15 protein-coding genes, 1 tRNA gene and 1 riboswitch are annotated in these 13,718 nt (G+C 69.7%); of the genes, 7 read left to right on the top strand and 9 right to left on the bottom strand.

Annotated features, from left to right (window positions below; translation table 11 throughout):
• Positions 1-44: 44 nt before the first annotated feature.
• Both ACFWRT_RS05405 and ACFWRT_RS05400 read right to left on the bottom strand, forming a co-directional pair.
• Positions 45-932, bottom strand: coding sequence for an ABC transporter permease (locus ACFWRT_RS05405; protein ID WP_380950735.1), 888 nt, complete (start codon positions 930-932; stop codon positions 45-47).
• Positions 925-1,725: an ABC transporter permease gene (locus tag ACFWRT_RS05400; protein ID WP_380950736.1), complete on the bottom strand. Its 801-nt coding sequence runs from the start codon at positions 1,723-1,725 to the stop codon at positions 925-927. Before ACFWRT_RS05400 ends, ACFWRT_RS05405 begins: the two co-directional genes overlap by 8 nt.
• A 218-nt stretch (positions 1,726-1,943) precedes the next feature.
• On the opposite strand from ACFWRT_RS05400, the gene ACFWRT_RS05395 reads away from it, so the two are divergent.
• A complete protein-coding gene (locus tag ACFWRT_RS05395; RefSeq protein WP_380950738.1) occupies positions 1,944-4,355 on the top strand; it encodes a transglycosylase domain-containing protein in 2,412 nt (803 codons plus the stop codon).
• 22 nt (positions 4,356-4,377) lie between these two features.
• Here the strand turns inward: ACFWRT_RS05395 and ACFWRT_RS05390 are convergent, their stop codons facing one another.
• The 3 genes from ACFWRT_RS05390 to ACFWRT_RS05380 form a co-directional block, all read right to left on the bottom strand.
• Positions 4,378-4,698 (bottom strand): DMT family transporter, encoded by a 321-nt coding sequence (locus ACFWRT_RS05390; RefSeq protein WP_380950739.1) that lies wholly within the window; start codon positions 4,696-4,698, stop codon positions 4,378-4,380.
• A 58-nt stretch (positions 4,699-4,756) separates the two neighbouring features.
• A riboswitch (guanidine-III (ykkC-III) riboswitch) is annotated at positions 4,757-4,815 on the bottom strand.
• A 68-nt stretch (positions 4,816-4,883) separates the two neighbouring features.
• Positions 4,884-5,228, bottom strand: a complete 345-nt coding sequence (locus tag ACFWRT_RS05385) for a GroES family chaperonin (protein WP_380950740.1) — start codon at positions 5,226-5,228, stop codon at positions 4,884-4,886.
• Between the two features lie 82 nt (positions 5,229-5,310).
• Positions 5,311-5,625 (bottom strand): DUF3618 domain-containing protein, encoded by a 315-nt coding sequence (locus ACFWRT_RS05380; protein ID WP_380950741.1) that lies wholly within the window; start codon positions 5,623-5,625, stop codon positions 5,311-5,313.
• Positions 5,626-5,767: 142 nt separating this feature from the next.
• On the opposite strand from ACFWRT_RS05380, the gene bcp reads away from it, so the two are divergent.
• From bcp to ACFWRT_RS05355, 5 genes are all read left to right on the top strand, one after another.
• Positions 5,768-6,235, top strand: a complete 468-nt coding sequence (gene bcp, locus ACFWRT_RS05375; RefSeq protein WP_380950743.1) for a thioredoxin-dependent thiol peroxidase — start codon at positions 5,768-5,770, stop codon at positions 6,233-6,235.
• A 221-nt stretch (positions 6,236-6,456) separates the two neighbouring features.
• Positions 6,457-7,953: a glycine betaine/L-proline transporter ProP gene (gene proP, locus ACFWRT_RS05370; RefSeq protein ID WP_380950745.1), complete on the top strand. Its 1,497-nt coding sequence runs from the start codon at positions 6,457-6,459 to the stop codon at positions 7,951-7,953.
• A 120-nt stretch (positions 7,954-8,073) separates the two neighbouring features.
• Positions 8,074-8,709, top strand: a complete 636-nt coding sequence (locus tag ACFWRT_RS05365; protein ID WP_380950746.1) for an HNH endonuclease signature motif containing protein — start codon at positions 8,074-8,076, stop codon at positions 8,707-8,709.
• Positions 8,706-9,539, top strand: a complete 834-nt coding sequence (locus ACFWRT_RS05360; RefSeq protein WP_380950747.1) for an HNH endonuclease signature motif containing protein — start codon at positions 8,706-8,708, stop codon at positions 9,537-9,539. The genes ACFWRT_RS05365 and ACFWRT_RS05360 overlap by 4 nt, the downstream gene beginning before the upstream one ends.
• 12 nt (positions 9,540-9,551) lie before the next feature.
• Positions 9,552-9,627, top strand: a tRNA-Leu gene (locus tag ACFWRT_RS05355).
• Between the two features lie 58 nt (positions 9,628-9,685).
• Here ACFWRT_RS05355 and rdgB read toward each other — a convergent pair.
• From rdgB to ACFWRT_RS05335, 4 genes are all read right to left on the bottom strand, one after another.
• Positions 9,686-10,288, bottom strand: a complete 603-nt coding sequence (rdgB, locus tag ACFWRT_RS05350; protein ID WP_380950749.1) for an RdgB/HAM1 family non-canonical purine NTP pyrophosphatase — start codon at positions 10,286-10,288, stop codon at positions 9,686-9,688.
• 33 nt (positions 10,289-10,321) lie between these two features.
• The gene (locus ACFWRT_RS05345) at positions 10,322-10,711 is read right to left on the bottom strand and encodes a hypothetical protein (RefSeq protein ID WP_380950750.1); all 390 of its coding nucleotides are present in this window, start codon (positions 10,709-10,711) and stop codon (positions 10,322-10,324) included.
• 123 nt (positions 10,712-10,834) lie between these two features.
• On the bottom strand, positions 10,835-11,572 hold the full coding sequence (rph, locus tag ACFWRT_RS05340) for a ribonuclease PH (protein ID WP_380950751.1): 738 nt from the start codon (positions 11,570-11,572) through the stop codon (positions 10,835-10,837).
• Between the two features lie 236 nt (positions 11,573-11,808).
• Positions 11,809-12,042 (bottom strand): glucose PTS transporter subunit EIIB, encoded by a 234-nt coding sequence (locus ACFWRT_RS05335; protein WP_015608814.1) that lies wholly within the window; start codon positions 12,040-12,042, stop codon positions 11,809-11,811.
• A gap of 221 nt (positions 12,043-12,263) precedes the next feature.
• On the opposite strand from ACFWRT_RS05335, the gene ACFWRT_RS05330 reads away from it, so the two are divergent.
• Positions 12,264-13,523, top strand: a complete 1,260-nt coding sequence (locus ACFWRT_RS05330; RefSeq protein WP_380950752.1) for a PTS transporter subunit EIIC — start codon at positions 12,264-12,266, stop codon at positions 13,521-13,523.
• Positions 13,524-13,718: the final 195 nt, after the last annotated feature.

Here is a 13,718-nt window from a genome sequence, read left to right as displayed (position 1 = left end):
CAACTCCCTCTCCCTCTCCCTCTCCAACTCCTTCTCCCACTCCCTCAACTGCCCGTACTCCGGTACGTCCGCAGCGCCGCCCGCCACGTCAGCCCGGCCAGCGCACCGACCGCCACGGCCACCACCGGCGACAGGAACGCCACCCACCGCGGAAGGTCCAGCGGATAGTCGCGGCCCAGCACGTACAGCGTCGGCAGCCAGCTCACGAAGGCCAGCGGCACCACGAACGTCACCCCGCGCACCAGGTCCTTCGCGAAGATCGTCGGCGGGTACTGGAGCAGCGTCGCCCCGCCGTACGTGAAGGCGCTCTGCACCTGCGAGGCGTCCTGCGCGACGAACTGGAACGCCGCCCCGGCCACGAAGACCGCCCCGAACACCGCCGCCCCACTGATCACCATCACCGGCAGCAGCGCCACCTTCAGCGGCGTCCACGCGATGTCCAGCGTCACCAGCGCGTAGACCAGCACGGCGAGCCCCTGGACGATCCGCCCGATCCGGCGCAGCGCGAACCGGTCCGCCGCCACCTGCGCCAGCACCGGGACCGGCCGGACCAGCAACGTGTCCAGCGTCCCGTCCCGCACCCGCCGCCCCAGCCGCTCCATCGACCCCAGCAGCAGATCGCACAGCCCGAAGGCCGTCGCCGACACCCCGTACAGCAGGGCGATCTCCGGAAGCGTGTAGCCGCCCAGCGCGTCGACGTGGGTGAACATCAGCACGATCGTGAGGAAGTCGAACGCCGTCACCGCCAGGTTCCCGAACGTCGTCATGACGAACGAGGCCCGGTACGCCATCGTCGAGCGCACCCACATCGCCACGATCAGCCCGTACGCCCGCAGCCCCTCCAGCAGCCGGGGCCGCTCCTCGTACGCGAAGTACGCGGAGCCTCCCGACCCCCGGCTCTCCTCGGGCCGCACCGCCACCGTCTCAGCCACCCTGCACCACCACCCTCCTCGTCGCCACGGACTGGAGCAGCCGCCCCGCCAGCAGCAGCGCCACCGCCCAGCCGCCCTGGAACGCGTACGCCTCCACCAGCCCCCACCCCGTGTGCCTGCCGAGGTACACATCGGCCGGGATCTGGAGCAGCGAGGACCACGGCAGCAGCCGGGCCACCTCGCCCAGCAGCCCGGGAAAGAGCGGCAGCGGCAGCAGCATCCCGGAGAAGAACAGCCCCAGCAGCCAGGCCATCTGGGTCGCGCCCGCACCGTCGAGCAGCCAGAACGCCGACAGGGCGACCAGGTACCGCACGGCGAAGCTCACGACGACGCCCAGCAGCACGGAGAGCAGGAACGCCGGCCAGATCCACGCCGAGCCGGGGAGCGCGATATCGAAGGCGAGCGCCCCCGCGAGCATCGGTACCACCCCGCGCCCCATCAACTGGAACGCCGCCCGGCCCAGATCCCCCGCCAGCCACCACAGCTGGAGGTCGGCCGGGCGGTACAGGTCCACCGCGATGTCCCCGGTGCGGATCCGCTCCATCAGCTCGTCCTCGAAGCCGCCGCCCATCATGGCGCAGGCCGCGAGCAGGCCCTGCCCGATCCAGACGTACGCCAGCGCCTGGGACATGTCGTACCCGCCGAGCTGCGGTCTCGCGTCCCACAGGGCGATGTACGTGTACGCCAGGATGAAGCCGAAGACGGTGTTGGTGAACACCCCCGCGGCCGTCGACGTCCGGTAGGTGGCGTAGCGCCGGAACCCGCCCGCCGCCACCACTGCGTACAGCCGCACGCCGTCCCCTCTCCCCCGCACCCGCCGTCACCGGAAGCCCCGCTCCCGGCTCCGGACACCAAAGCGCACGACCTTAGTGCACGGACGGAGGCCACCGCGACGGCTTTTCGAGGGGCGCGGAGGCGGGAGAACGGGGGAGATCGGAGGATGATACGAGGGTTTCCCGGCGAAACGGGCACTATGGGTGCACCGACCGCACCCGAGGAGCCCGCACCGACATGAGCGACGAGCACCAGACCTGGACCCCCAGGGACCCCTCAGCCGCCCCCGCCGACCCCGGGAACGACGAGGGCGCGCAGGGGAGCTCATCCGGGAACGGGAAGAAGAAGAAGGGGCGCACGAAGCGCCCCAGGCGGACCGGCTGGCGCCGCCTCGTCCCGACCTGGCGGATGCTCCTCGGGTCGGTGCTGGTGGCCGGCCTCCTCCTCATCGGCGGGTTCTTCGCCGGATACCAGCTCGTCGACATCCCGGCCGCCAACGCGGGCGCCGACGCGCAGTCCAACGTCTACTTCTACCAGGACGGCACCGTCCTGGCCCGCGACGGCGAGGTGAACCGGGAGAAGGTCAAGCTCGCCCAGGTGCCCACCGACGTCCAGCACGCGGTCCTCGCCGCCGAGGACCGCGACTTCTACAACCAGCCCGCCGTCGACGTACGGGCCATGTTCCGGGCCGGCTGGAACACCGCCACCGGCAAGGGCAAGCAGGGCGGCTCCACCATCACCCAGCAGTACGTCAAGAACTACTACCTCGGCCAGGAACGGACCGTCGTCCGCAAGGCCAAGGAGTTCTTCATCGCGATCAAGCTCAACCGCGAGCAGAGCAAGGACCAGATCTTCGAGGGCTACCTCAACACCAGCTACTTCGGCCGCAACGCCTACGGCATCCAGGCCGCCGCCCAGGCGTACTACGGCAAGAACGTCGAGGACCTCACCACCGCCGAGGCCGCCTACCTCGCCTCCCTCCTCAACGCCCCCAGCGCGTACGACGTCGTCGCCCACCCCGACAGCAAGCCCGCCGCCCTCAGCCGCTGGAACTACGTCCTGGACGGCATGGTCAAGGAGGGCTGGCTCGACTCCGGCGAACGCTCCACGACCGGGTTCCCGGTCCCCGGCGAGGCCAAGCCCTCCACCGGCCTCTCCGGCCAGCGCGGCTACCTGGTGCAGGCCGTCGAGCAGTACCTCACCGGCAACGGGATCATCGACGAGAAGACCCTCGCCACCGGCGGCCACCGCATCACCACCACCCTCGACAAGAAGAAGCAGGACGCCCTCGTCGCGGCGGTCAAGGACAACGTGATGAAGAAGCGCAGCGACGACCGCGAGCCCGACAGGAACGTCCGCGTCGGCGGCGCCTCCATCGTCCCGGCGACCGGCGAGGTCGTCGCGATGTACGGCGGCATCGACTACACCCAGCAGTACGTCAACAACGCCACCCGCCGCGACTACCAGGTCGGCTCCACCTTCAAGCCCTTCGTCTTCACCTCCGCCGTCGCCAACGACTCCACCACCCAGGACGGCCGGCGCATCACCCCGGAGACGTACTACGACGGCACCAACAAGCGCACCGTCCAGGGACCCCAGGGCTCCACGGGTTACGACCCCGCCAACGAGGACGACGTCGACTACGGGCAGATCACCGTCCGCACCGCCACCGACAAGTCCGTCAACGCGGTCTACGCGCAGATGGCCCAGGACGTCGGCCCGGAGAAGGTGCGCGAGACCGCCGTCGCCCTCGGCATCCCCAAGACCACCCCCGACCTCACCGCCTCCCCCTCCATCGCACTCGGCCCCGCCACCGCCAGCGTCCTCGACCTCACCGAGGCGTACGCGACACTCGCCGACCACGGCCGGCACGGCCCGTACACCCTCGTCGACAAGGTCACCAAGGACGGCACCGAGATCGAACTGCCCGACCGCAAGACCGAACAGGCCATCAGCCGCGAGGCCGCCGACACCACCACCGCCCTCCTCCGCTCCGTCGTCGAGGGCGGCACCGGCTCCGCCGCCCAGGCCGCTGGCCGCCCCGCCGTCGGCAAGACGGGCACCGCCGAGGAGGACAAGGCCGCCTGGTTCGCCGGGTACACCCCCGACCTCGCGACCGTCGTCGCCGTGATGGGCCAGGACCCCGACTCCGGCACCCAGACCCCGCTGTACGGAGCCCTCGGCCTGGACCGCGTCAACGGCGGCGGCGCCCCCGCCGAGACCTGGGCCGCCTACACCGAAGCGGCCCTGCGCTCCTCCCCCGCCCAGGAGTTCGACCTCCGGACGGCCCCCGGCTCCGACGAACCCCAGGAGCCGGGCGAGGACGGGACCGACACCGCGACCGACCCGGACACCCCGGACGACACCGACTCCCCCAGCACCCCGGCCGACCCCACCACCCCCTCGGCCCCCACCGCCCCCGCCACGCCCACCCCGCCGGGCAACGGCGACAGCACGACGGGCACCACGGGCGACGCGACAGGAGGGACGGACGGCGACGGCGCGACCGGCGGTGACGGCGACGACGGAACGGGCACCGAGGGCGGCACCGACGGGGACAACGGCGACGGCGACGGGGGCGGCGATACGGGAGCCCTCGGCGGCAGCCTCATCGAAGGAGTCCGCGGCGCCCGCGAACCGGGCGAGTGAACCCGCCCCCTCCGGGCACCCCTCAGTGCCCGGAGGTCGCCTTCAGGCCGACCACGGCCACCAGCAGCAGACAGACGAAGAAGATCCGGGCGGCGGTCACCGGCTCGTTCAGCACGACCATGCCGAGGATCGCCGCACCGGCCGCGCCGATGCCGACCCACACCCCGTACGCCGTACCGATCGGCAGCGTCTTCGCGGCATGGGACAGCAGCACCATGCTCGCCGCGATCCCGAGGCCGGTGAACACGCTCGGCCAGAGCCGGGTGAACCCCTCGGTGTACTTCATCCCGATCGACCAGCCCACTTCGAGCAGACCGGCGACGATCAACAGAACCCAGGCCATGGAAACCTCCGACGACAACACGCGGGCGCATGATCACGCGAACACGCGAACGAACACGGATGCGTCGTCTTTGCCTGCCCGGTACGGCGCGTCTCGTCGGGGTGGTTCCACCGTAGCAAGGAATGGCGTGAGGGCCTGGTGACCATGGTCACCAGGCCCTCTGCCATACGTCCCAGCAGTCCGTCCTACAGATACAGCCCGGTCGAGTCCACCGACCCCTCGAACCGGTCCGCCGCCACCGCGTGCAGGTCGCGCTCGCGCATCAGCACGTACGCCACCCCCCGCACCTCGACCTCGGCACGGTCCTCGGGGTCGTACAGCACCCGGTCCCCGGGCTCCACCGTCCGCACGTTCTGACCGACCGCGACGACCGCGCCCCAGGCGAGCCGCCGGCCCACCGCGGCCGTCGCCGGGATCAGGATGCCGCCGCCGGAACGCCGCTCCCCCTCGGCGGAGTCGTTCCGCACCAGGACACGGTCGTGCAGCATGCGGATGGGCAGCTTGTCATCGTCGTGATTCTTGTCGCTCACGCCCGCAACCTACCGTCACCGCTCCGGCGCGCCCGCCCGAGGGGGCCGTGCCGCCCGTACGCCTCCCGGGCGGTCGGGTCCGTCACCCGCGGCGCTTGGAGACCGTGATCAGCCCCACCACGCCCACCACCAGCAGCGCGGCGGGAATCACCCGCTCCAGCCGCGGCGAGCCGTCCACCGCGACGAACTGCGCCTTCACCTGTGACACCGAACGATTCACCGCGACGAACGCGCGGCCGGCCGTGCGGTCCACGGTCTGGGCCGCCTTGGCCTTCGCGTCGCCGACGATCGTCTTCGGGTGTACCCGCACACCGATCTCGTCCAGCACCACAGCGAGCTGCGCACGCCTGCTGATGATGTCCGCCTCGATCTGCGCAGGGGTCCTGGCATCCGACACTGCGCCGCCTCCGTGGTCGTGTCTCCGGTAAACCTTCTTCTGAACCTTCGTCGACAGTCTGTCAGCTCGAACCCCCACGCACCCGGCGGCACCCCTATTACGCTCGGTCCCGTCCGACCCGTGCACCACCCGAGGAGAACCCATGAGCGAGCGACTCAAGCCCGGCGACCCCGCTCCCGCCTTCACCCTTCCCGACGCCGACGGCAACGAGGTCTCGCTCGCGGACCACAAGGGCCGCAAGGTCATCGTCTACTTCTACCCGGCTGCTCTTACCCCCGGTTGCACCAAGCAGGCCTGCGACTTCACGGACAACCTCGACCTCCTCGCGGGCGCCGGATACGACGTCATCGGCGTCTCCCCCGACAAGCCGGAGAAGCTCGCGAAGTTCCGCGAGCAGGAGAACCTCAAGGTCACCCTGGTCGGCGACCCGTCCAAGGAGACCCTGGAGGCGTACGGCGCCTTCGGCGAGAAGAAGCTCTACGGCAAAGTGGTGACGGGCGTGATCCGCTCCACCGTCGTCGTCGACGAGGACGGCAAGGTCGAGCACGCCTTCTACAACGTCAAGGCGAGCGGCCACGTGGCCAAGATCATCAGGGACCTGGGCATCTGACCCGCCCTCTCCCGGCTCAGCACCGCCCCGGATGGGCCATCCGGGGCGGTGCGCCACGGACGCCCCCGTAAGGAGGCCGACGACGCGCAGCCCCTACGCCTGCCCCGAAACGATGTCGAGAACATGTGAGGGACATCGCATCGGCCCATGAAGTCGGTTTGCGACCGCCACGACCGCGCAGAAGCCTTTCCTGGAACACCCTCCGAGGAAAGGACCCGGCCATGGCGGCCCCCGACCCCCACCAGGCGGCCGACCCGCAAGCGGTCAAGCGCCACCCCACGCTCTTCCGGGCGGTCCGCAAGCGCAGGAACCCGAAGCTGCGCCGTACGGACATCACCGTCACGGACGACGCGGCGGTGAAGCGCGCGGTGAAGGCGGCCTCGCTGGGCAACGCCATGGAGTGGTTCGACTTCGGTATCTACTCCTACCTGGCCGTGACGATCGGACACGTCTTCTTCCCCTCCGGGAACGAGACGACCCAGCTCCTCTCCTCCTTCGCGACCTTCGCGGTGGCCTTCCTCGTACGACCGCTCGGCGGCATGTTCTTCGGCCCGATGGGTGACAAGGTCGGCCGCAAGAAGGTCCTCGCGCTGACGATGATCCTGATGGCGGTCGGCACGTTCGCCATCGGCCTGATCCCCTCGCACGAGACGATCGGGGTCTGGGCGGCGGTCCTGCTGATCTTCTTCCGGATGTTGCAGGGCTTCTCGACGGGCGGTGAGTACGGGGGCGCGTCCACGTTCATCGCCGAGTACGCCCCCGACAAGCGCCGCGGCTTCTTCGGCAGCTTCCTGGAGTTCGGCACCCTGGCCGGCTACGTCGGCGCGGCGGGCCTCGTGACGGCCCTGTACGCCCTGCTGAACGACGCGCAGATGGAGGCCTGGGGGTGGAGGATCCCGTTCCTCGTCGCGGGCCCGCTGGGCCTGGTCGGCCTCTACCTGCGACTGCGCCTGGACGAGACCCCGGCCTTCCAGAAGCTGGAGGGCGGCACGGCGCACGCGACCGAGGCGGCGGACGGCGTCGAGTCCACCGCCAAGGGCGACCTGGCCAAGATCTTCCGGGTCTACTGGCCGACGCTGATCCTCTGCATCTGCCTGGTCGGCGCGTACAACATCACCGACTACATGCTGCTGTCGTACATGCCGACGTACCTCTCCGACGAGCTCGGCTACAGCGAGACGCACGGGCTGCTGATCCTGCTGGCGGTGATGCTCTTCCTGATGGCGATCATCAGCCAGGTCGGCAAGCTCTCCGACCGGTTCGGCCGCAAGCCACTCCTCATGACCGGCATGCTGGGCTTCCTCTTCCTCTCCCTCCCCGCGTTCCTCCTGATCCGCATCGACGGCATCCTCCCGATCACGGTCGGCATGCTGCTGCTGGGCCTCTCCCTGGTCTGCATGCTCGGCACCATGTCCGCCGCCCTCCCGGCCCTCTTCCCCACCCACGTCCGCTACGGCTCCCTGTCGGTGGGCTACAACCTCTCCGCGTCGATCTTCGGCGGTACGACCCCGCTGGTGATCACGGCCCTGATCAGCTGGACGGGCTCCAACCTGATGCCGGCGTACTACGCGATGGCGGCGGCCCTGGTCGGCGTGATCGCGGTCGCCTGCATGAAGGAGACCGCCCAGCAGCCCCTGATCGGCTCCCCGCCGTCGGTCGAGACGGACGAGGAGGCGGCGGAACTGGTCCAGGCGCAGGCGCCCGAGCCGAAGTTCTGAGGCCTTTCCTTTTCGGTGCCCCATCCTGGATGCCCCCTCCGGATTCCGGACGTAACCATCCGATAAGCGGTTCGTTACTCCGTACGAGGCCGCGAACGTGCGGCCGGAATCGGAGGGGGCATGGGACTGGCTCGCTATACCCGTGAGCTGCTTGAAGAGGCGGCGCGGATGACGACGAACGCCACCGACGCCGTGCGGTGGTGCGGAAGGACACCAACGTCCGGCAGTCGGCGTTATCTGCGTCAGAAGATGACCGAGGCGGGCATAGACACCTCGCACTTCGCCGACACACGGGTTCGCCACACGGAAGAGACGCTGCGCAAACTGGTCGCCCGCTCAACGAGCGTGGCCGAAGTCGTGCGCAAGCTGGGCATCAGTCCGGTAGGCGGCAACCAGGCTCACATCGGCCGCCGCATCATCGCTCTGCGGATCGACACCTCGCACTTCAGAACAGCGCCTCCGGGCGGACGCAGGCCCAAGGGGTCGTTGGGGGATCTCCTGACGCTCCGTACGCCGTCGGACGGCCGAGTGCCCGGCGAACGGCTCCGCAGAGAGCTCGTGCGCAAGGGAGTTGAGAGCAAGTGCACCGAATGCGGCAACCACGGGGAGTGGCTGGGGGAGCCTCTCCGGCTCGAAGTGGACCACTTCAACGGCGACTGGTGGGATAACCGCCCGGAGAACCTGCGTCTCCTCTGCCCCAATTGCCACGCGGCGACCGACACCTATCGGGGCCGTAAGCGCAGGAGGACGGCGTGAGCGCCAAGTACCCGCGCGACCTGCTGGTGCGGAGGGCCGCGGAGGCGAGCAGTCTCGTCGATCTCCTGCGCCGCTTGAACGCGCCCCTGGGCAGCCGGACACTGCGTTACGTACACAATCGACTCGCACACTACGGAGTCGACACGTCGCACTTCGTGGAGGAGCAGCTCCCCGCGCGGGAGCGCTGCGCGTTTCCGCGCGAACTCCTCGCCGAAGCAGCGGCTCACTCCCACAGCATCCGGGAAATGTTCACGTACATGGGCCTACCGCCGAGCGACAGTCCCTACGGCTACCTACGCGGGAGGATGGACCGGCTCGGCATCGACACCTCCCACTTCACCAGCGGACGCAGGTACGGAACGCCCTCCACACCACGCACCGCACTGACCGAGGCCGTCGCCGCGTCCGGCAGTCTGGCTGGCGTCCTGAGTTCCTTGGGGCTGGGCAACAACGGCACCGCCCGCGCTCGCGTGAAGCGGGACATCGAAACGTACGGGTTGTCCCTGGCTCACTTCACCGGGCAAGGTCACCGTCGTGGGACGCGCTCCCCGAACCGCAAGTCTGCGGCGGAGATACTCACGCGCCTGGACACCGGAGCGTCCCGGACGAAAACGGCTCAGTTACGACGGGCTCTGGACGACATCGGCGTTCCCCATGCCTGCGCGAGATGCGGCACCGGAGACACCTGGCGGGGCAGGCGGCTCGTCCTGGAGATCGACCACGTCAATGGCGACCGGCTCGACAATCGCCGCGAAAACCTCCGCTACCTCTGCCCCTCGTGTCACAGCCAGACGCAAACCTTCTCGAAGCCGCGCAAGCCCGCACAGTAGAGTGGTGCGCGCGGGTCCGTACCCCAGCTGGCCAAGAGGGCGCCGGTTTAGGTCCGGTGTGTCGTGGGTTCGAGTCCCACCGGGCCCACAGGCGCGGGGCGGCTGCAACCTTCGTTTCGAAGGAAGCAGCCGCCCCGCTCTGTTTGTCACCCCACCAACTCCCGCACCACCGGCACCAGCGCCCGGAACGCCTTGCCGCGGTGGCTGATCGCGTTCTTCTCCGCCGGGGTCAGCTCCGCGCAGGTGCGGGTCTCGCCCTCCGGCTGGAGGATCGGGTCGTAGCCGAAGCCGTGGCTGCCGGACGGGGTGTGGCGCAGGGTGCCGTTCAGGCGGCCCTCGACGACGCGTTCGGTGCCGTCGGGGAGGGCGAGCGCGGCGGCGCAGGTGAAGTAGGCGCCGCGGTGGGCGTCGGCGATGTCGCCGAGCTGGGCCAGGAGCAGGTCGAGGTTGGCCTGGTCGTCGCCGTGGGTGCCGGACCAGCGGGCCGAGAAGATGCCGGGGGCGCCGCCGAGGACGTCGACGCAGAGGCCCGAGTCGTCGGCGATCGCCGGGTGGCCGGTGGCCCGGGCCAGGGCGTGGGCCTTGAGGAGCGCGTTCTCGGCGAAGGTGACGCCGGTCTCCTTGACGTCGGGGATGTCCGGGTACGCGTCCGCGCCGACGAGGTCGTGGTCGAGTCCCGCGTCGGCGAGGATGGCGTGCAGTTCGGTGATTTTCCCGGCGTTGCGGGTGGCGAGGATCAGGCGCGTCATGCGCCCATTGTCCCCTCCCGCGGCGGGCAGGTCCTACGGCGAGCAGACCTTGCCGATCTCGGTCGCCGCGTCCGTCACCGGGGTGATGTCCGGGGTGGCGTCGCCGGCCTCGATGGACCGGCGGACCTCCGTGACGCCCGCCTGGAGGTCGTCGACCGCCTTGGAGAGGTCGGCGTTGTCCGTGGTGTCGTCGAGGTTCTTGAGCTCGCGGTCGATGTCGTCCAGGGCTTCCGAGGCCTGGGTGATGTCCTCGGAGGCGTTGGAGACGGCCTGCTGGAGGTTGCCGACGCTGGTGGCGATGGCGTCGGCGGTGCGGACGCAGTCGAGCGCCTTGTCGAGGCCGGCGCAGCCGACGGCCGTGGTCAGCGTCAGCAAGGCGGCGGCGGTGGCGAGTGCGAGGCGTTGGTGTCGGCGCGAAGCCATGGTGCGGTCCCTCCCCGGGGATCGGTACGCGGACGGGCGCACGGTTCGACCCGTGCGCCCGTGCTCGTAACGACGCTCTGTGGTGCGTATTTGGTTGCTTCTTTACCCGAGGGGAGTGGGTCGCTACGCGTTTTCGGTGCTCGCCAGTGCTTCGCGCTGGAGTGCGGCCAGGTCCACGCAGCCCGCGGTGGCCAGGTCCAGCAGCGCACCGAGCTCCTTGCGGTCGAAGGGGGCGCCCTCGGCGGTGCCCTGGACCTCGACGAAGCGGCCGTCGCCGGTGCAGACGACGTTCATGTCGGTCTCGGCGCGGACGTCCTCCTCGTAGCAGAGGTCGAGGAGCGGGGTGCCGTCGACGATACCGACACTGATGGCGGCGACGGTGTCGGTGAGCGGCTTGCGGCCGGCCTTGACGATCTTCTTGCCCTGGGCCCAGGCGACCGCGTCGGCGAGGGCGACGTACGCGCCGGTGATGGCGGCCGTACGGGTGCCGCCGTCGGCCTGGAGGACGTCGCAGTCCAGGACGATGGTGTTCTCGCCGAGCGCCTTGTAGTCGATGACGGCGCGCAGCGAGCGGCCGATCAGGCGGCTGATCTCGTGGGTGCGGCCGCCGATCTTGCCGCGTACGGCTTCGCGGTCGCCGCGGGTGTTGGTGGAGCGGGGCAGCATGGAGTACTCGGCGGTGACCCAGCCCTCGCCGCTGCCCTTGCGCCAGCGCGGGACGCCTTCGGTGACGGAGGCGGTGCAGAAGACTTTGGTGTCGCCGAAGGAGATGAGGACTGAGCCCTCGGCGTGCTTGCTCCAGCCGCGTTCGATGGTGACGGGGCGGAGCTGTTCGGGGGTGCGGCCGTCGATGCGAGACATGGGGCCGACTTTATCGGGTGGCGGGGGTGGGTCCGTTCGGGTGCGGTGGGGCCGGGCGCTCAGGTGCGGTGGGCCGGGCGTTCGGGTGCGGCGGGGCTGGGGCCCGGGTGCGGTTGGGGCCGGGAGCCCGGGTGCGGTGGGGCCGGCGGCGGAGCCTGGGGGCGTGGGTACGGCGCAGGCCCCGGCACCTGGTGGGGTGCGGGGCCTGCGGTGCGCGGCGGCGGGATGTCAGCCGGTCACATCATGTCTTCGATGTCGGCGGCGATGGGGTCGGCGTCGGTGCCGATGACGACCTGGATCGCGGTGCCCATCTTGACGACGCCGTGAGCGCCGGCGGCCTTCAGGGCGGCTTCGTCGACCTTGCTGGCGTCGTGGACCTCGGTGCGGAGGCGGGTGATGCAGCCTTCGATCTCGTCGATGTTCTCGATGCCGCCGAGCCCGGCGACGATCTTCTCAGCCTTGGTGGCCATGCCTTCTCCCTGGTTTTCGCGTGCAGACGGGCCGCCCGCTGCGGGTCCGTTTCGTCACGGTAACGCACGGTTGGCCCAACTTCGCGGGCGGGTAACCGGACTATCACCAAAGATAACGATCACCGGTGCCCTGACTTCGGGGCGGGCCCGGACCGTGACGCAACTGGTCTACACCAGTTTCCGACGACCGCCAAACGAGGCTTGTTCCGGGAAGGACGCCGATGAGTTCGAGCGCCGCTGCGGCACCGCAGCCGAAATGGTGGAACGGGCCGGTCCAGGGCTTGCAGAAGGTCGGCCGCTCCCTCCAGCTCCCGGTGGCCGTCCTCCCGGCGGCGGGTCTGCTCGTCAGCCTCGGGAACCTGTTCGCCTCCTACCTCCACGGCGCCTTCTGGGACAAGACCTCCAAGGTCCTGCTCAACGGCGGTACCGCGATCCTCGACGGCCAGGTCGGCCTGCCGCTCCTCTTCTGCATCGGCGTGGCCATCGGCTTCGCGAAGAAGGCGGACGGCTCCACCGCACTCGCGGCGGTGGTCGGCTTCCTGGTCTACCGGGGCGTCCTCGGGGCGTTCCCCGTGGACGGCACCGTGACGGACGAGCTGCCCGCCGGCGAACCGCAGAACCCCGGGGTCCTCGGCGGCATCCTGATCGGCCTGCTGACCGCGGTGGTCTGGCAGCGCTACCACCGCACCAAGCTGGTGGACTGGCTCGGCTTCTTCAACGGCCGGCGCCTGGTGCCGATCCTGATGGCGTTCCTCTGCGTGATCCTGGGCGTGCTCTTCGGGCTGCTGTGGCAGCCGGTGGGTGACGGGCTGACCTGGTTCTCCAAACAGCTCATCGACCTCGGCTCGTGGGGCGCGGCGATCTTCGGCTTCGCGAACCGGCTGCTGATCCCGATCGGTATGCACCAGTTCCTGAACACGTTCTTCTGGTTCCAGGCGGGTGAGTTCACCGGGGCGGACGGCCAGACCGTCCAGGGCGACATCTCCCGGTTCTTCGCCGAGGACCCGTCGGCCGGCCAGTTCACCTCGGGCTTCTTCCCGATCATGATGTTCGGTCTGCCGGCCGCGGCGCTGGCCATCACCCACTGCGCGCGGCCCGAGCGCCGCAAGGAGGTGGGCGGGCTGATGGTGTCGGTGGCGCTGACGTCGTTCGTGACCGGGGTGACCGAGCCGCTGGAGTTCTCGTTCATGTTCGTCGCACCGCTGCTGTACGGCGTGCACGCGGTGCTCACCGGGGCCTCGATGGGCATCACCTGGCTGCTGGGGGTGCATGCCGGGTTCAGCTTCTCGGCCGGGTTGATCGACTACGTCGTCAACTGGCATCTCGATACGAAACCGTGGCTGATCATCCCGATCGGCGCGTGCTTCGCGGTGATCTACTACATCGTCTTCCGCTTCGCGATCACCAAGTTCGACCTCAAGACGCCGGGCCGTGAGCCGGAGGAGGTCGAGCGGGAGATCGAGAAGGATCTGACGAAGTAGCAGGTGAGCGGGGTTTCACCCCGGTCGCGCAAGGCCCTCGGACCGCCCGGTCCGGGGGCCTTCGGCATGTCACCGAACGTGCCGGGTCTGCTACCGCGAATCAGCAGGGAATTGAAGGTTCCTTATCTAACCCTCACCGTGCTAAAACTGGTCTACACCACTGAGTGGTCCAGACCACGGCGCTCTGCCGCAGGG

This window comes from Streptomyces cyaneofuscatus (genome assembly GCF_042718795.1).
Classification (GTDB): Bacteria; Actinomycetota; Actinomycetes; order Streptomycetales; family Streptomycetaceae; genus Streptomyces; species Streptomyces cyaneofuscatus_A.
Note: the sequence above shows the minus strand (reverse complement) of the source record. Positions and strands in the feature narration are given on the sequence as shown.